Annotated in this window: 20 protein-coding genes and 3 pseudogenes; all 23 read left to right on the top strand. The window is 64.5% G+C overall.

Features of this window, described 5'->3' with window-relative positions:
* The first annotated feature begins 144 nt into the window (after positions 1-144).
* The 23 genes and pseudogenes from SZ55_RS18650 (at position 145) to SZ55_RS18760 (ending at position 16,798) form a co-directional block, all read left to right on the top strand.
* Positions 145-1,119 (top strand): KpsF/GutQ family sugar-phosphate isomerase, encoded by a 975-nt coding sequence (locus SZ55_RS18650; protein ID WP_044409685.1) that lies wholly within the window; start codon positions 145-147, stop codon positions 1,117-1,119.
* Positions 1,119-1,643 (top strand): KdsC family phosphatase, encoded by a 525-nt coding sequence (locus tag SZ55_RS18655; protein WP_044409688.1) that lies wholly within the window; start codon positions 1,119-1,121, stop codon positions 1,641-1,643. The genes SZ55_RS18650 and SZ55_RS18655 overlap by 1 nt, the downstream gene beginning before the upstream one ends.
* Before the next feature lie 8 nt (positions 1,644-1,651).
* Positions 1,652-2,224: an LPS export ABC transporter periplasmic protein LptC gene (lptC, locus tag SZ55_RS18660; protein WP_044409691.1), complete on the top strand. Its 573-nt coding sequence runs from the start codon at positions 1,652-1,654 to the stop codon at positions 2,222-2,224.
* On the top strand, positions 2,211-2,747 hold the full coding sequence (gene lptA, locus SZ55_RS18665) for a lipopolysaccharide transport periplasmic protein LptA (protein ID WP_044409694.1): 537 nt from the start codon (positions 2,211-2,213) through the stop codon (positions 2,745-2,747). The genes lptC and lptA overlap by 14 nt, the downstream gene beginning before the upstream one ends.
* Positions 2,747-3,472: an LPS export ABC transporter ATP-binding protein gene (gene lptB, locus SZ55_RS18670; RefSeq protein WP_044409697.1), complete on the top strand. Its 726-nt coding sequence runs from the start codon at positions 2,747-2,749 to the stop codon at positions 3,470-3,472. The genes lptA and lptB overlap by 1 nt, the downstream gene beginning before the upstream one ends.
* A 143-nt stretch (positions 3,473-3,615) precedes the next feature.
* Positions 3,616-5,115, top strand: coding sequence for an RNA polymerase factor sigma-54 (locus SZ55_RS18675; protein WP_044409700.1), 1,500 nt, complete (start codon positions 3,616-3,618; stop codon positions 5,113-5,115).
* A gap of 81 nt (positions 5,116-5,196) precedes the next feature.
* Complete coding sequence (gene hpf / locus SZ55_RS18680; RefSeq protein ID WP_044409703.1) at positions 5,197-5,505, top strand: ribosome hibernation-promoting factor, HPF/YfiA family; 309 nt, start codon at positions 5,197-5,199, stop codon at positions 5,503-5,505.
* 14 nt (positions 5,506-5,519) lie between these two features.
* Positions 5,520-5,984 (top strand): PTS IIA-like nitrogen regulatory protein PtsN, encoded by a 465-nt coding sequence (gene ptsN / locus SZ55_RS18685; RefSeq protein WP_044409709.1) that lies wholly within the window; start codon positions 5,520-5,522, stop codon positions 5,982-5,984.
* 8 nt (positions 5,985-5,992) lie between these two features.
* Positions 5,993-6,850: an RNase adapter RapZ gene (rapZ, locus tag SZ55_RS18690; RefSeq protein ID WP_044409712.1), complete on the top strand. Its 858-nt coding sequence runs from the start codon at positions 5,993-5,995 to the stop codon at positions 6,848-6,850.
* A gap of 13 nt (positions 6,851-6,863) precedes the next feature.
* Entirely contained in the window at positions 6,864-7,136 is a 273-nt protein-coding gene (locus tag SZ55_RS18695) for an HPr family phosphocarrier protein (RefSeq protein WP_044409716.1), read from the top strand.
* Between the two features lie 201 nt (positions 7,137-7,337).
* A pseudogene (locus tag SZ55_RS28335) lies at positions 7,338-7,448 on the top strand (putative phage tail assembly chaperone); the annotation flags it as partial.
* Positions 7,449-7,471: 23 nt separating this feature from the next.
* Positions 7,472-7,612, top strand: a complete 141-nt coding sequence (locus tag SZ55_RS28465; RefSeq protein WP_044409718.1) for a DUF6890 family protein — start codon at positions 7,472-7,474, stop codon at positions 7,610-7,612.
* A 14-nt stretch (positions 7,613-7,626) separates the two neighbouring features.
* Positions 7,627-9,537: a phage tail tape measure protein gene (locus SZ55_RS18710; protein WP_044409721.1), complete on the top strand. Its 1,911-nt coding sequence runs from the start codon at positions 7,627-7,629 to the stop codon at positions 9,535-9,537.
* Positions 9,534-9,851 carry a DUF2590 family protein gene (locus SZ55_RS18715; RefSeq protein WP_044409724.1) on the top strand — a complete coding sequence of 106 codons (318 nt, stop codon included), beginning with the start codon at positions 9,534-9,536 and terminating at the stop codon, positions 9,849-9,851. The genes SZ55_RS18710 and SZ55_RS18715 overlap by 4 nt, the downstream gene beginning before the upstream one ends.
* A complete protein-coding gene (locus SZ55_RS18720) occupies positions 9,848-11,020 on the top strand; it encodes a baseplate J/gp47 family protein (protein ID WP_044409726.1) in 1,173 nt (390 codons plus the stop codon). The genes SZ55_RS18715 and SZ55_RS18720 overlap by 4 nt, the downstream gene beginning before the upstream one ends.
* Positions 11,013-11,537: a phage tail protein gene (locus tag SZ55_RS18725; RefSeq protein ID WP_044409729.1), complete on the top strand. Its 525-nt coding sequence runs from the start codon at positions 11,013-11,015 to the stop codon at positions 11,535-11,537. Before SZ55_RS18720 ends, SZ55_RS18725 begins: the two co-directional genes overlap by 8 nt.
* Positions 11,538-11,546: 9 nt before the next feature.
* A pseudogene (locus SZ55_RS28710) lies at positions 11,547-12,706 on the top strand (phage tail-collar fiber domain-containing protein); the annotation flags it as partial.
* A gap of 183 nt (positions 12,707-12,889) precedes the next feature.
* A pseudogene (locus SZ55_RS29155) lies at positions 12,890-13,138 on the top strand (gp53-like domain-containing protein); the annotation flags it as partial.
* A 124-nt stretch (positions 13,139-13,262) separates the two neighbouring features.
* The gene (locus tag SZ55_RS18740; protein WP_177329736.1) at positions 13,263-13,721 is read left to right on the top strand and encodes a DUF4376 domain-containing protein; all 459 of its coding nucleotides are present in this window, start codon (positions 13,263-13,265) and stop codon (positions 13,719-13,721) included.
* Positions 13,718-14,641: a hypothetical protein gene (locus tag SZ55_RS18745; protein WP_044409731.1), complete on the top strand. Its 924-nt coding sequence runs from the start codon at positions 13,718-13,720 to the stop codon at positions 14,639-14,641. The genes SZ55_RS18740 and SZ55_RS18745 overlap by 4 nt, the downstream gene beginning before the upstream one ends.
* Positions 14,638-15,168 carry a baseplate complex protein gene (locus SZ55_RS18750; protein WP_044409733.1) on the top strand — a complete coding sequence of 177 codons (531 nt, stop codon included), beginning with the start codon at positions 14,638-14,640 and terminating at the stop codon, positions 15,166-15,168. Before SZ55_RS18745 ends, SZ55_RS18750 begins: the two co-directional genes overlap by 4 nt.
* Positions 15,165-15,869 (top strand): hypothetical protein, encoded by a 705-nt coding sequence (locus tag SZ55_RS18755; RefSeq protein ID WP_044409736.1) that lies wholly within the window; start codon positions 15,165-15,167, stop codon positions 15,867-15,869. Before SZ55_RS18750 ends, SZ55_RS18755 begins: the two co-directional genes overlap by 4 nt.
* Positions 15,842-16,798: a hypothetical protein gene (locus tag SZ55_RS18760; protein ID WP_044409739.1), complete on the top strand. Its 957-nt coding sequence runs from the start codon at positions 15,842-15,844 to the stop codon at positions 16,796-16,798. The genes SZ55_RS18755 and SZ55_RS18760 overlap by 28 nt, the downstream gene beginning before the upstream one ends.
* Positions 16,799-16,923 lie beyond the last annotated feature (125 nt).

Here is a 16,923-nt window from a genome sequence, read left to right on the forward strand (position 1 = left end):
TTGCGCCCTTTGCCACCCAAGGCCGCAGACAGCTTCATTCAGGAGCGTGACAGGTTCGACGCATCATTGACGACGATCGAACGTGAGCGATTCAAGCTTTACCGGTATAATCCGCGCCTTTTCCTCGGCCACTGCACTCAAGACATGAGCCAGTCCAGCGATCTGATCCAATCCGCGCAACGCACTATCCAACTGGAACGCGACGCCATTGACGCCCTTCTCCAGCGAATCGACGGCGATTTCATCAAAGCCTGCGAACTCGCCCTTGCCTGCAAGGGGCGTGTCGTGGTGGTCGGCATGGGCAAATCCGGCCACGTCGGCCGCAAGATCGCCGCAACCCTGGCCAGCACTGGCACGCCTTCCTTCTTCGTCCACCCGGCGGAAGCAAGCCACGGCGACATGGGCATGATCACGCGCGACGACGTGGTACTGGCCCTCTCCAATTCCGGCTCGACGGCGGAGATCGTCACCCTGTTGCCGCTGATCAAGCGCCTGGGCATCCCGCTCATCAGCATGACCGGCAACCCGGAATCGGCGCTGGCGAAAGCGGCCGAGGCACGCCTTGATGCCCGCGTGGACAAAGAAGCCTGCTCGCTCAACCTGGCACCCACCTCCTCCACCACGGCGGCACTGGTGCTGGGCGATGCCCTGGCCATTGCCCTGATGGAAGCACGCGGCTTCTCTGCGGAAGACTTCGCCTTCTCGCACCCGGGCGGTGCGCTTGGCCGTCGCCTGCTGCTGAAAGTGGAAAACGTCATGCACAGTGGCGACGCGCTGCCCCGGGTCGCCCGTGGCACCTCGCTGCGCGACGCCCTGCTGGAAATGACCCGCAAGGGGCTCGGCATGACCATCGTGCTGGAGAATGACGGCCGTCTTGCCGGCATCTTCACCGACGGCGACCTGCGCCGGACCCTCGACAAGGGCGTCGATGTGCACCAGGCGAGCATCGACGAGGTCATGACCATACACGGCAAGACCGCACGCGGCGAAATGCTGGCGGCCGAAGCCTTGAAGATCATGGAAGACCACAAGATCAACGTGCTGGTGGTGATGGATGACAACGACACCCCCGTCGGCGCCCTGCACATCCACGACCTGACCCGCGCCGGAGTGATCTGATGAGCGAACACCTGCACCAGCGTGCCCAGGCGATCCGTCTGGCAGTCTTTGACGTGGATGGCGTGCTCACCGATGGCAAGCTCTACTTCCTGGCAGACGGCAGCGAATTCAAGACCTTCAATACCCTGGACGGCCACGGCATCAAGATGCTGATCAACTCCGGCGTACGCACGGCCATCATCTCCGGACGCAGCACCCCGGTGGTGGAGCGCCGTGCACGCAACCTCGGTATCCAGCACCTGTACCAGGGCCGCGAGGACAAACTGGTCGTTCTCGATGAACTGCTGGGCGAACTGGGGCTGGACTACAGCCAGGTCGCCTACCTGGGCGACGACCTGCCCGACCTGCCCGTGATCCGCCGAGTTGGCCTGGGCATGGCCGTTGCCAGCGCCGACGACTTCGTGCGCCAGCATGCCCATGGCGTCACCGTGGCCAAGGGCGGAGAAGGTGCAGCACGCGAGTTCTGCGAACTGATCATGCGCGCCCAGGACACCCTGGACACCGCGCAAGCCGCCTACCTGTAGGTCCAGCCATGCCCAAGAACGTTCGCCTCGCCCTGATCCTTGCGCCCCTTGCCGCTCTGCTGATCGCACTGGGCTACTGGAACATCCGCCCCGAGAGCTTCATGGACCGCCAGGCCCAGCCCGCCGGGGACGAAAATGCCATCGACTTCTACGTCATCAATGCCACCAGCGTGCAGTTCCAGGAAGATGGCAAGCGCCACTATGAAATGACGGCGGACAAGCTCGAGCACATCAAGGCCACCGATGTGACGATGCTGACCAAGCCGGACCTGCAGCTTTATCGTGGCACCGACTACCCTTGGCATGTTCAGAGCGAACGCGGAGAGGTGGGCCCGGAGGGCAAGCAGGTCGAACTGATCGAACAGGTCCGTGTGGCCCGCACCGACCCCAAGGGACGGCCGACCATTCTGACCACCAGCCGGCTGACCGTATTCCCGGATCAGGAATATGCGCAGACCGAGCAAGCCGTTAAAATCGACGCCGCCAACGGGGTCACCACGGCACAAGGAATGAAAGCGTACTTGAATGACGGCAGGATGCTCCTGCTGTCCAACGTAAGAGGCCAGCATGAGGTTCGTTAAAACCCTCCCCCTACTGCTCAGCCTGGGTGCCGCACTCGGAAGTGCCAGCGCCTGGGCACTGCCCAGCGACCGCGACCAGCCCATCCGCGTCCAGGCGGACAGCGCCGAGCTCGATGACAAGCAGGGCGTAGCAGTCTATCGCGGTGACGTGGTCATTACCCAAGGCACCCTGAAGATCACCGGCGACACCGTAACCATCACCCAGAACGCCCAGGGCGAGCTGGATGTGTTCACCTCGGTGGGCAAGCCGGCGTACTACGAGCAGAAGCCGGCTCCGGACAAGCAGATCGTCAAGGCCTACGGGCGCACCATCCAGTACTTCGCTTCCAACGAGCGCATCGTGCTGATCGACCAGGCGAAGGTGATCCAGGAAGGCAATACCTTCGAAGGCGAGAAGATCGTCTACGACACCCGCCGCCAGATCGTCAACGCAGGTCGTGCCACCGGCACCAACGTCGGCACGCCGCGTCCGCGCATCGACATGGTCATCCAGCCCAAGAAGCAAGCGGGACAAGCACAGTAATGGCGATCCTCAAAGCCCAGCACCTGGCCAAGAGCTACAAGAGCCGCCAGGTGGTCCGTGACGTCAGCCTGTCCATCGAGAGCGGCCAGATCGTCGGCCTGCTCGGCCCCAACGGCGCAGGCAAGACCACCTGCTTCTACATGATCGTGGGCCTGGTCAAGGCTGATCAGGGCCGTGTCCTGATCGACCAGCAGGATGTCACCCACCAGCCCATGCATGGCCGGGCGCGCGCCGGTATAGGCTACCTGCCGCAGGAAGCCTCGATCTTCCGCAAGCTGAGCGTGGCGGACAACATCATGGCGATCCTGGAAACCCGCAAGGACCTGGATCGCGCCGGGCGCCATCGTGAGCTGGAAAGCCTGTTGCAGGAATTCCACATCAGCCACATCCGCGACAGCCTCGGCATGAGCCTCTCCGGCGGTGAACGTCGCCGCGTCGAGATCGCCCGCGCACTGGCCACCGCGCCGAAGTTCATCCTGCTGGACGAACCCTTCGCCGGCGTCGACCCCATCTCCGTGGGCGATATCAAGCAGATCATCCACCACCTCAAGAACAAGGGCATCGGCGTACTCATCACCGATCACAACGTTCGCGAGACGCTGGATATCTGCGAGACGGCCTACATCGTCAACGACGGCCAGCTGATTGCAGAAGGTACCGCCGAGGAAATCCTGGCCAACCAGCTGGTCAAGGAAGTCTACCTGGGGCACGAATTCCGCCTCTGAGCCACGCAGCGCCGCACAAGGGCGTTGCGCCTGCTGGAAAAATCATTCAAGGTCAGGCATATAATTTGCTTCCTGGTGGCGCCTCGGCGTCCTGTAGTGGATGGCGCACACGCGCCGGCGAATAAGGTGCAAAGCCCCCTGCCATGAAACCATCGCTTGTCCTGAAGATGGGCCAGCAGCTGACGATGACCCCGCAGCTGCAACAGGCCATCCGCCTACTCCAACTCTCCACCCTGGACCTGCAGCAGGAGATCCAGGAAGCGCTGGAGTCCAACCCCATGCTCGAACGCCAGGAGGAAGGGGAGGATTTCGACAACTCCGACCCCATGGCGGAGAGCGAGCAGCAGCCCAACTCCGGTAGCCAGGAAGCAAGCTTCCAGGAAACCACCGTGCCCACCAGCGACAGCGAGGGCATCGACGAGGGCGAGTGGCACGAACGCATACCCAGTGAACTTCCCGTCGATACCGCCTGGGAAGACGTGTACCAGACCAGCGCCAGCAGCCTGCCCAGCTCCGATGATGACGAATGGGACTTCACCTCCCGCACCTCCGCCGGGGAGAGCCTGCAAAGCCACCTGCTGTGGCAACTGAACCTCGCACCGATGTCGGACACCGACCGCCTGATCGGCGTCACCATCATCGATTGCATCAACAACGACGGCTACCTCGAAGAAACCCTCGAGGAGATCACCGAATCCTTCGACCCCGAACTGGGTATCGAGGTGGATGAGGTCAAGGTCGTGCTCAATCGGGTCCAGCAGTTCGAACCCGCCGGCGTCGGCGCACGCGACCTGCGCGAATGCCTGCTGCTGCAACTACGCCAACTGCCTACCAATACCCCCTGGCTGGGTGAAGCCCAGCGCCTCACGGGCGACTACCTCGACCTGCTCGGTAGCCGCGATTACAGCCAGCTCATGCGCCGCATGAAGCTCAAGGAAGACGAGCTGCGCCAGGTCATCGAACTGATCCAGGCGCTCAATCCCCGCCCGGGCTCGCAGATCGAAGCCAGCGAACCGGAATACGTCGTGCCCGACGTCATCGTTCGCAAGCACAACGACCGTTGGCTGGTCGAGTTGAACCAGGAGGCCGTGCCCCGCCTGCGCGTCAACCCGCACTACGCAGGTTTCGTGCGCCGTGCCGACTCCAGCGCGGACAACACCTTCATGCGCAACCAGTTGCAAGAGGCACGCTGGTTCATCAAGAGCCTGCAAAGCCGCAACGAAACCCTCATGAAGGTGGCTACCCAGATCGTGGAGCATCAGCGAGGCTTCCTCGAATACGGCGACGAAGCCATGAAGCCGCTGGTCCTGCACGACATCGCCGAGGCGGTCGGGATGCACGAGTCCACGATTTCTCGCGTCACCACCCAGAAATTCATGCACACGCCACGTGGCATTTACGAGCTGAAATACTTCTTCTCCAGCCACGTCAGCACCTCCGAAGGTGGCGAATGCTCGTCCACCGCGATCCGCGCGATCATCAAGAAACTGGTGGCCGCCGAAAATGCCAAAAAGCCGTTGAGCGACAGCAAGATCGCTGGTTTACTGGAAGCACAGGGTATCCAAGTGGCCCGCCGCACAGTCGCCAAGTACAGGGAATCGCTTGGCATCGCACCTTCCAGCGAACGCAAGCGACTGATGTGAGCGGATTGATCCACGCCAAAGTGTTCCGGTGGCAGGCCCGTTAGCCTGTCTCTTACACACGGGCAATAAGGAGAAAGCGGTATGCAAGTCAACATCAGTGGACATCAACTGGATGTGACCGACGCCCTGCGCGACTACGTGATCGAAAAATTCGAACGTCTGGAGCGCCACTTCGACAAGATAACCAACGTGCAAGTGATCATGCAGGTCGAGAAGCTGAAGCAGAAGATTGAAGCCACCCTGCACATTGCAGGCGGCGAGGTCGTTGCCAACGCCGAGCATGAAGACATGTACGCCGCCATCGACCTGCTGACCGACAAACTCGACCGCCAACTGATCAAGCACAAGGAAAAGCAGCTCAACCGCCAGCAGGGCGCGACCGTCCGCTGACCTCTCCCTTCCCTATGATCCGACTTGAGCAAATCCTGACCCCCGGCCGTTCACTCGTGAACGTGCCGGGCGGCAGCAAGAAACGCGTGCTGGAACAGATCGCCAACCTCGTCGCACGCGACCTGGTGGATCTCGACTCGCAAGACATCTTCGAAAGCCTCGTTGCCCGCGAAAAGCTTGGCTCGACCGGCTTCGGCAACGGCATCGCCATTCCCCACTGTCGCCTTCAGGGCTGCGCTGCGCCGGTGAGTGCCGTGCTGCGCCTGGATGCGGCCGTTGATTTCGACGCCATCGACGGCGCCCCCGTGGACCTGCTGTTCGTGCTGCTGGTCCCCGAGGCGGCGACCGATGAGCACCTGGAGCTGCTGCGCCAGATCGCCAGCATGCTCGACCGCAGCGACGTACGGGATCGCCTGCGTCACGCGCAGGACAGCGAGAACCTGTACCAAGTGGTCGTCGACGTGCAGAACGCACAGTAGGCACCGGCATGCGCCTGGTCATCGTCAGTGGTCGCTCCGGATCCGGCAAGAGCACGGCACTCGACGTACTCGAAGACAACGGCTTCTACTGCATCGACAACCTCCCTGCCGGGCTTCTTCCCGAGCTCGCCGAGCGCGCCCTGCTGCACACCGAACTGCTTCACCCCCAGGTTGCGGTGTCCATCGACGCCCGCAACCTGCCGAGCCAGCTCCAGCGCTTCCCGGAACTGCTCGCCGAGGCCCGCGCCAAGCACATCCTCTGCGATCTGCTGTATCTGGACGCTGATGAGGAGACGCTGCTCAAGCGCTTCTCCGAGACCCGCCGGCGCCACCCGCTGACCACCGAGAACCGATCCCTGGCCGAGGCCATCCACGACGAGAGCAAATTGCTCGCGTCGATTGCCGACCTCGCCGACCTCAAGATCGACACCACGCACCTGAACCTCTACCAGCTGCGCGACACCATCAAGCTGCGCCTGCTCAACAAGCCCGAACCCGGCACCGCCTTCCTGGTGGAGTCCTTCGGCTTCAAGCGCGGCATGCCGGTGGACGCCGACCTGGTATTCGACGTGCGCTGCCTGCCCAATCCCTACTGGAAGCCCGACCTGCGCGACTTTTCCGGGCTCGACAGCATCGTGGCCGACTACCTGGCCGCCCAGCCCGATGTCGAGGAGATGTACCAGGACATCGTCGGCTATCTGAACAAATGGCTGCCCCGGTTCGCTGCCAGCAACCGCGCCTATGTCACCATCGCCATCGGCTGCACCGGCGGTCACCACCGCTCCGTGTACCTCGCCGAGCGCATCGGGCGCGCCCTCAAACCGCTTCTCAAGAACGTCCAGGTTCGCCACCGCGACCTCACCTGAAAGGACCCACGCGATGCCTGCCTGTGAAGTCACCATCTGCAACAAGCTCGGCCTGCACGCCCGCGCTGCGGCGAAGTTCGTCGGCGTGGCAGGCCGCTTCCCGTGTCAGGTCCGCGTCGGACGTTCCCCGGAAAGCCTGGTGGACGGCAAGAGCATCATGGCCGTGATGATGCTGGCCGCCGGCAAAGGTACGCCCATCCACCTGCACACCGATGGGGACCAGGGCGACGAAGCCCTCAACGCCCTGATCGAGCTGATCAACAACAAGTTTGATGAGGGCGAGTGATCGCCCCTTAAGAAACGCCTGGAGCCCGCAAGGGGCCTAGGCTAGCGCCACTGCGGCGACGTCCACACGCTTCTCGCATTTCGTTTCACTGTCCACAAAACGTCCACACCCGTCCGCCAAGGGGTTCAGATTGACCATCTCTGCGAGGTGGCCGGGGCTGAAGTGGTCAGCGAGAAGGAATTTACCTTCACCCTGGATCCGCAGCTGGTCAACCCGCTGACCACCATGAAGCTGGCCGGCGCGCTGCTGGAAGAGTACGCGCCCGACGTTGAAGTGACCGTAAAAAAGCCCTCGCCCACGCCGAGCGCCTGACCGAGGACGGCCTGGGCCAACTGATGGCCCTGGTCGAGCGCTGGCTGCCTGGCGCGGCGCCCACGGCTGACAACCTGGGCACCGCCAAGTGGCTGGAGGACGAACACTGGCGCCGCATGGAGATCGCCGTGGCCAACGGCATCGCCAAGGCGCTGAACGGCTGACCGAGACCCAATGAATGGCTGCTGCATCCACCACCAGTCACCTTGACTTCATCCTGCGCCTGGTCGATCAGGTGACGGCCCCGGCCGCCAACGTCGCCAGGCAGCTGCAGGACGTGGCCGAGGTCGGCAAGAACGGCTTCGTGCAGATGGGCGCCGGCATGGCGGGCGTGGTCGGCACCATCGTGGCGTTCAAGGAAGGCCTGCAGCCTGCGCGGGACCAGCTCCGCGCGCTGGGCGAGGTGCGTTCCCTGGGGGTGGCCGAAGACGCCCTGGACTCGCTCCAGGCGAAATCCTTCGAGTTCGCCGTGGCCTACGGCGAGAACGCGACCGCCTTTGTCCAGTCCGCCTACAGCATCGAAGGTGCGGTAAAGGACCTGACCGGCTCGCAGCTGGCCCTGTTCACCAACGCCTCCAACGTGCTGGCCAAGGCCACCAAGACCGACAGCGAGACCGTCAGCGCCTACATCGGCAAGCTGTATGGCCTGAACAAGGCCCAGGCGGACGCCATGGGCAAAGGCGAGTGGGTGGAGATGCTGGCCGGGCAGAGTGCGCTCGCCGTCCAGCTGTTCCGCACCAGTGGCCAGCAGTTGAACGACGCCTTCAAGGCCACCGGCATTGGCGCTTCGGCGGCCGGTGTGAGCCTGGCCGAGCAGATGGCCGTCCTGGGCACGCTCGGCACCACCATCGAAGGTGGCGAGGCGGGCGGGCTGTACAAGTCCTTCTTCGAGAACATCGCCGGGGCTTCGGACAAGCTCGGCATGAAGTTCACCGACAGCAACGGCCAGCTGCTACCCATGCTGTCGATCCTGGACAAGCTGAAAGGGAAGTTCGGCGACCTGGACACCCAGGCGAAGCTCGACGCCATCACCGGTGCCTTCGGCGGCGAGGCGTCGCGCTTGATCGTCACCCTGATGAAGGACACCGACCGGCTGCGCGGTGGCCTGGACAAGCTGGGCAAGGTGAAAGGCATGGAGCAGGCCGAGCAGATGGCCAAGGCCATGGTGGACCCGTTCGATCAGTTCGCCGCCATGCTGCAGAACCTGCGCATCGTGATGGGCCAGGTGCTGATGCCCGTGCTGACGCCGCTGATTCAGCGCATCACCAAGATGGGGACGACCTTCCAGCGCTGGCTGACCATGTTCCCGAACATCGCGCGCTGGCTGGGCTACATCACCCTCGGTCTGCTCGCCCTGGTCGCCGCTGCGGGTCTGCTGACCGTGCTGGGCGGGGTGATGTCGGTGCTGTCGATTCTGATCAGCTCTATCGCGCTGCTGGTCCTGGGGATCGTCCTGCTGATCGTGGCTGTGGGTGCCGCCATCATCTGGTGGGTCCAGTTGAAGGCCAAATTCGGCAACACCGCGTGGTTCCAGGTGCTGCTGACGATCATCAGTCCCGTGGTGCTGGCGTTCAAGATCTGGGTGGCGGTGCTGCAGCTGGGCTGGGCTGCCTTGCAGAAGCTGTGGAGCATCGGCGCCAACGTGCTGGGCTGGCTCGCTGAACTGACGGGCGCGACCAGTGGTGCGAACAGCGTGTGGGACACCCTGCTGTGGGCCTTCACCAACCTGTCGCCGTTCGCGCTGCTGGGCAAGGCGCTGAAAGGCCTGATCGAGCTGCTGAACAAGATCCCCTGCGTTTCGATCGATACCAGCTTTGCCGATATGCCCGAAGCGCCAGGCATGGGCGAAGCCATGAGCGCCGCCAAGCGCGCAGCAGCCGCACGGAAGATGCAGCAGACGATCAATGCGGCCATTCCCAGCCTGTCGCCGGGCCAGGCCGCCAGCGTGCCGCCGGGTGGCCTGCTGACGCGGATCCAGAACACGTCCAGCCAGAGCAGGGGCAATCACATCGAGAAGGTGGAGATCCACACCGGCAAGGCCATGACCCCGCTGGAACTGGAAAACATGCTGGGGATGGCTGCCGGATGAGCCTCTACATCGATCTGCTGATCCAGGACAACGACCTGGCGCTGGACCCGTCTTGCCAGCCGCGGCTTGTGGATGACCGCGCGAGCATCGCCCAGGACATCGCCCACATGATCCGCGAGAGCGGTCTGCTGGTGACCCTGGTGGCTGAGCGTGACCGCCTTCGGCAGCGCGACTGCATCCAGCAGTTGGAGCTGCTGGTGGAGGCCGACGAACGCCTGGTGCCAGGCACCGCGAAGATCCGCGAAGTGGACGCCGGCCAGTACCTGGTGACCGCGCGCACCGTTGAGTTTGGAGTGATTGAGGTGACCCTGTGACCGTAGATTTCAAGCAGGCGCTCCATGACGCCGGCATTCCGACCACCGAGCAAGGGCTGCGCCAAGCCTGGGAAAATGAAGTGGCCGCCCAGGGCAGTGCGCTGAGCAACACCAGCGCCTATTCGCCGTTCTGGCGGATCGTCACCGCCCTGGTGACCAAGCCCGTGCTGTGGCTGATCACCTTCATCAGCGGCACCGTGCTGCCGAACTTCTTCGTGAAGACCGCCACCGGCACCTGGCTGGACATGCTGGCCTGGGCCGTGAACGTGGAGCGCAAGGGTGCAACCAAAGCCAAGGGTATGCTGCTGTTCACCCGGCTGGCGGCCGGCGGCGCCCTGGAGGTGCCGGCCGGCACGGTGGTGCAGTCCGCTTCGATCAACGGGCACATCTACCAGTTGGTGACGACCGCCGATGGCACGTTCACCGATGGTGCGATGCAGCTGGAGATCCCGGCCGAGGCGGTGGATACCGGCGCCGGCTTCAACCTGGCGCCGGGCTACTACGCCATTCTGCCGGAGCCCGTGCCGGGCATCGTCCAGGTGGTGAACAGCAGCGGCTGGCTGACCTCGCCCGGCGCGGATCCTGAGCCCGACGACGAGCTGCGCCTGCGCGTGCGCAACCAGTTTTCGGCGGTCAACCAGTGGCACACCGATGCCGTCTACCGTGCGCTGATCTCGGCTTTCCCGGGCGTGCGCCCCGATGGCGTGTACTTCCTGCACGGTGCGCCGCGTGGCCCTGGTAGCGCCAATGCCTATGTGCTGTTCGAGGCGGACGTGCCGGCAGCCACCTACCTGGAGCAGATCAACGCCCACATCCGTGACCAGGGCAACCATGGCCATGGTGATGACCTGCTGGTGATGGAGATGCCGGAGACCCTGCACGCCATCATGCTGGAGGTGTGGCCGCGTTCGACGCTGACCGCCGAGCAACGCCAGAGCCTGCTGGCGAACATCGAGCTGTTCGTGCGCGCCGCATTCCGCGAGAGCACCACCACCGACTACCAACCAACCCTGACCTACCCGCAGTCGCGCTTTTCCTTCAGCCGCCTGGGCGAGGAACTGCACCAACAGTTCCCCGGCATCGAGTCGCTGCGCTTCCAGAACGCCGACATCGTGTCGGAGCTGGCCATCCCCCGGATCCAGAGCCTGCAGGTGGTGCCCCATGATTAAGCTCGGGCTGCCCTTCTGGCTAGACGGCCCCGAGCTGGCAAAGCTCAAGGCCGCTGCACAGGCCTGGTGGACAAAGGTGGAAGGCTGGCTGCGCTGGCCGCTGCTGCAGATGGACGCCGACACCTGCCACATGACCATCCTGGATCTGCTGGCCTGGCAGCGCGACATCACGCGCTTCAAGGGCGAGCCCGAGGCCCTGTATCGCCTGCGGGTGAAGCACGCCTTCATCAACGCCGTGGACGCCGGCAGCGTTGCCGGCATGAAGCGCATTCTGCAGCGCCTGGGCGTGGGCTATGTGGAGATCGAGGAACGCCACCCCGAACGCGACTGGGACGTGGTGCTGCTGCAACTGAGCAACACCCAGTTGGCCGAGAACCCCGAGCTGCTGCGCGTGCTGATTCAGCAGTACGGCCGCACCTGCCGCCGCTACGACTTCGTGACCATCACCCCGGTGCCGCTTGGCCTGGTCGCGGTCGATTTCAACGACGACCAGCAGACGCTGGTCGCCAGCCTGTAGGAGACCCCCATGGGTGCCAGCATTACCCTTGCCGGTGAACGCCTGATCGCGCAGAAGCAGGGCGCGCAGCAGATCCTCACCGTGTCCCGCTTCATCCTGGCCAACGTGCCCGGCCTCGATCCCAACGGGCCAGTGGACCGCGCTGCCGGCAAGCCGGCCGCCGGGCAGATCGTCGGCACCTACGACATCACCCAGGCCGGCTACGTGAACCCCAACCAGGTGGTCTACAGCCTGATGCGGGCAGCGATATCGGTGACTTCGACTGGAACTGGATCGGCCTGGAAACCGCCGAGAACGTGCTGCTGATGGTGGCCTACGTGCCTACCCAGCAGAAGCGCCGCAACATCCCGCCGCTGCAGCTGGGGAACAACGTCACCCGCAACTTCCTGGTGGTGTTCGACGGTGCCCAGGCGCTGACCGGTCTGACCATCGACGCCAGCACCTGGCAGCACGACTTCACCGTGCGCCTGGCGGGCATCGACGAGCGCGAGCGCCGGAGCAACCGCGACATCTACGGGCGGGCGTGCTTCTTCGGCAGCGCGCTGCAGCTGGAGAAAGTGGGCGGGACGTATCAGCTCAAGCCGGGCACCGCCTACGTGGAAGGCGTGCGCCTGCAGCGTTCTGCAGCGCTGCCTGTGGTGCCGCCGGCATTCCCCACCACCGCCTGGCTGGACGTCGCCCTGAAGCGCGAGCTGAACGACGTGGTGGCGTCCTGGAGCGTGGTCTGGGGGATGGCAAAGGTGGACTACGTGGACAGCGCCGGTGTGCAGCACTACTGCGTGGCCCTCGCAGAGCTGCCGAACAGCAACATCGTCACCGATAGCCGCCCGGTGGAGAACGTCGCCGGACCTCTGGTGGCGCACTTCGCCGCCCGCGTGGGCGACTACACCGGCCTGCGGGCCAGGGCGACCACCAAGGACGACGTGGGGCTGGGCAACCTGCCGAACGCCAAAAGCGACGACGAAGCCAGCGACAGCAGCCTGATCCTGGCAACCACCAAGGCGGTGAAGGCCGCCACGGCGCAGATCTGGACGGCTATCGCCAACATCGTGTCGGGTGCCACCGTAGTGGGAATCGCCACCAAACTGGCCAATGCTCGAACCATCGCCTTAACCGGCGCGGTTACGGGAAGCGTGGCGTTCAACGGCTCTGCCAATGCGACCATCGAGACCACTGGGACCCAGGCCACCGAAGCACTGGCAGGCGTCGCAAAGGTGGCTAGCCAGCCGCAGACCGACGCGGGCAATGACAACACGTCCTATATCACGCCCCAAAAGTTGCGGTGGGGTATTTCATACAGCCTTGCGCCAAACGGTTACTTCGCGTTTCCGAGCTGGATGGGGGGCTGGATCATTCAATGGGGACGTGCCTGGAACCCGACCCCTGGGCCGGTCTCCGTGACGTTTCCCATCGCCTTTCCTGCCCTAAATTTTTTCGAATTTGCACTACTGATTGTTGTGAATCCCGTCGGCTGGGACGTTTCACCCAGCCGGGGCGATTCATCGCTACATCAGGCGACTTTTAATCGTCGTGCAGGGAATGGGACCACGAGCAACGGGGTCACGAACTTTGACATTTACTGGATAGCGGCTGGCCGCTAGGGATACGCAATGCGCTATTACAGCCGATCTACCGGCAACACATACCTTCCGGGCATACATGGCGGCCAACTCCCTGATGATGCAATACCGATCCCAGAGGAACGGTATCTTTCAGCCATCGCCTATGCCCGTCCTGGGTCAGATCCGAATCCACGATCTGGACGGACTACCGATCCTTGTAGACGCGCCACAACCCAGCAAGGCAGAGCAGTGCGACGAGGTTTACAAGCAGCAGTACGCAGGCATTAACCGCTGCTGCGAAGCGGCCATAAGCTCCGGCTTCCAGTCCACAGCCTTGGGTGCCCCACACCAGTACAGCAGCCAGCTGGATGATCAGCTGAACCTGACCGGCGCCATCCTTCGGGGGCTGGATATGCCCTACGCCTGCCGCGACGAGCAAGGCGTGAGGGACTTCCGCTTGCACACCGCCGAGCAGCTGCGCCAGGTGGGCGACGACTTCACCCTGTACAAGCTGCAGCTATTGCAGCGCGCCAACGCGCTGAAACAGCAGCTGGATCTCGCGCTGGCAGCCGGTGACATCGAGGCCATGCAAGCCATCACCTGGGAGGCCGCTGCATCGTGACCTGGGCACCCGTGAGCATGCGCTGGCCCGACCAGGCCACCCAGTGGATGGGCGGGCTGACGGCGGCCAAGGATCTGGCCGGCGGCGAGCTGGCCAGCACGGCCACCCGCCTGGCAGGCCTGGACGGCCTGGCCACCACCAACCCTGGCCCGGTCGGCAGCGCCGCGCAGGCCGCCATCGCCGCCGGGCGTGCTGCGCTCTCCGCGCAGCTGGGCGAGGCGCCGGCCTGCCTGGCGGTGACGCCCTTCCAGTCGGGCATCGGCCAAGGCCGTGGCCACCAGCGCTTCCTGTCGGCACCCAACCTGCTGCAGCACCTGGCCGACAAGCTGGTGGACAGCACCGACGCCGGCCGCCCTACCGGCCCGCAGTTCGCGCTGTCGATCCTGTTCCTGGCTACCCGCTACGACCAGTTGGCGAGCACCCTGGCGCGCTTCAACGCGCTGCTGCCGGTACCAGACCTGGTGCGCACCGAACGGCGCGCCCGGCACCTGTCCCGGCTGGAGTCGGAAAAGTGGGTGACGCCCTCTGCTGGCCCGCTGCCGCGCTGGGGCACACTGCCCCTGGAGCGCTGCACCATCACCAAGGCCGCCAAGCAGTCCATGGCGGGCCAGTTGGCCGTCCTGGAGGGCTACGCCGCCGACAGCTCGCCCATGGCGGATCTCGTCGCGCTGGCTGGGCGCAAGGCCACCCAGCAGGCGGCACGCGATCAGAAGCTGACCGACCTGCAGGCGCTGCTGGCCGGCGGATCCGCTGACGACAGCATACGCGCCCGCCTGGTCGGCCCTGGTACGCCGGCCCAACTGCGCGCTGCCATGCTCGACGGCCAGCCGCCTGGCCATGAATGGGTGCTGAGTGCCGGCCTGGTGCTGACGGGATCGCTGGATGGGCTGAGCTTCGTGCGTGAGCTGGTGGGCCTATGACGCTGCTACTCGACGGCAAGAAGGTGCGCGGGAAGGGGCTCAAGGTGGCGGCCTCGCTGCGCATCGAGAGCGACGATCTGTCGGGGCAGACCAGCAACACCGACGCGGCGCACAAGGGCTTCAAGCCCAAGACGCTGACCATCACCCTGCTGATTCCGTACCGCGACCGCGCGCACCTGGTGGAGCTGATGAGCTGGGCCGAAGCCACCGGCGCCGGCGGCCAGCGCCGCACCTATCGGGTGGTGAACGACACCGCCGAGGCCTTCGGCGTCCGGCAGGTGGAGTTCAGCGACGGAGTAAGCGCCCGCGAGGACGACACGCTGTCGGCGTGGCGCGTCCAGTTCACCCTGGCCGAGAAACTATCCACAGCCGAGCGCGTGGAGAAACGCCGCCCCGGCAACTCGGTGACGCAGCAGGCAGGCCCTGGCCAGTCCATCGATGGCATCACCAGCGAAGCCGGCGCCCAGCCGGGCGAGCTGACCGGCTTTGAAGCCGTTCTGAAACGCCTGGATGACGCCCTCGCATGAAGCTGCACAAGGTCCTGACCATCGCCGGCAAGGTTTACCCCCTGGTGAAAGACGAGGTGCGCCTGGATCTGCGCAGCCCCGGCCGGGCCAGCCTCACCATCAAGGCCGAAGCGCCCGTGCGCGGTCTGGTGACCCTGGACCTGGGCTACAACGAACGCGCGCTGCAGCGGCACTTCATCGGCCACGTTGAGCGCTGCACAGCCGCCAACAGCCAGCAGCAGGTGCTGTTCTGCCGCGAGCTGACCAGCGTGCTGGCCATGCCGCTGCCCATGAACCTGCGCCATGTTGACCTCCGGCAGGTGCTGGCCGAGATCAGCACGCGCACCGGCCTGCGCTTTCGCGTGCCGGATCAGCCCTACGCAAAGGTGAAGACGCCCTACTTCTACAGCCTCGCCGCCGGGTATCAGGCCATGGACAGCCTCGCCCAGGTGTTCGGCATCCCGGACTTCATCTGGCAGCAGCAGGGCGACGGCGAGGTGTACGTGGGCAACTGGGCACACAGCTTCTGGGGCGTGCGCGATCCCTTGCCGCTCCCGCCCGAGCTGTTCGACACCTACCAAGGCAACCAGAGCGCCATGGTGGCGGCCCTCCCAGGCCTTCGCCCTGGTGCGTCAATCAACCAAGGCGAGCGGATCACGTCTGTGACCCTCGCCGACTCGCAGATGGCCCTCCGATGGAAGACGCAATCCGCCGCGCAGTAGAGCGCCAATTTCCCGAACTGACCGGGGGCTATCACCTGCCCCGCTTCGGCCGTGTGGTCGCCGTACCGGATGCGCCAGACGCCCCAGGCCTGTGCGACGACTTCCGCCCGCGCTTCGGGGTGGATGTCGAGGTGCTGCGACCCGACGGCGAACCCGATCCCGACCTGCCCATTCTTCACAGCCTGCCCCTACCCGCGCCCAATGGCGGCCAGGAAGCGGGCTTCTTCGGCTTCCCCGAAGAGGGTGCCACTGTGGTGGTGTGCTTTGCCTACGGCCTGCCCCACAAGCCCTACATCGCGCAGATACTCCCCCACGGGCTGAGCCTGCCGAAGGTCTCAAAGGGGGATCAGCTGTGGCAGCACAGCGAGGCCAGCCAGCAGCGAGTGGACGCCGATGGCAACTGGACTCGCCAGACGGATGGGCAGCTCCGCGATCAGGCCGTAGAGCGCGAGGTGGAGGCCCTGGAGAACGCCGAGCACTACCAGATCACCACCGTGGACGTGGACGACCACAGCACCGAGACCGTGGGCGGTGTGAAGAAGCTGCAGGCGCTGGGCGCGCTCAAACTGCTGTCCGGTGGATCCGCGAGCCTCGCCGCCGTGGGCGACCTGCACCAAGCCACCGGACGCGACCTGAACCTGGTGGTGGGGCAGAAGCTGAACGCCACCGTGGGCGGCGACATGGCCGAGGCCATCGTCGGGATCCGCCGCAGCATCGCGGCCCAGACCTGGCTGGGCTCCCCAGGCGTAAACGTCCTGCAGGTGCTGCTGGATCTGATCGAGTTGGTGGAGCAGATGAACACCCAGCTAGCCACCCATACCCACGTTCCAGGGACTGCGCCGAGCCCTAGTGATATGGGTCAATTTACTGCCAAGGCGACACTGGCATTGGCGCTTTCAGAGCAATTGAAACCGATCACTCTGACTTAGCTTTAACGCTCAAGAAATGCTCAGAATACCTTCAAGTTGGTCTCAATTATCTGAAAAGACCATTTCAGGCGAATCCGCCGCTCGTGGATGAGTGGACTGGGCTGACCACAGCGCCGTAGATGGGC

This window comes from Pseudomonas sp. FeS53a, assembly GCF_000931385.1.
Lineage (GTDB): Bacteria > Pseudomonadota > Gammaproteobacteria > Pseudomonadales > Pseudomonadaceae > Metapseudomonas > Metapseudomonas otitidis.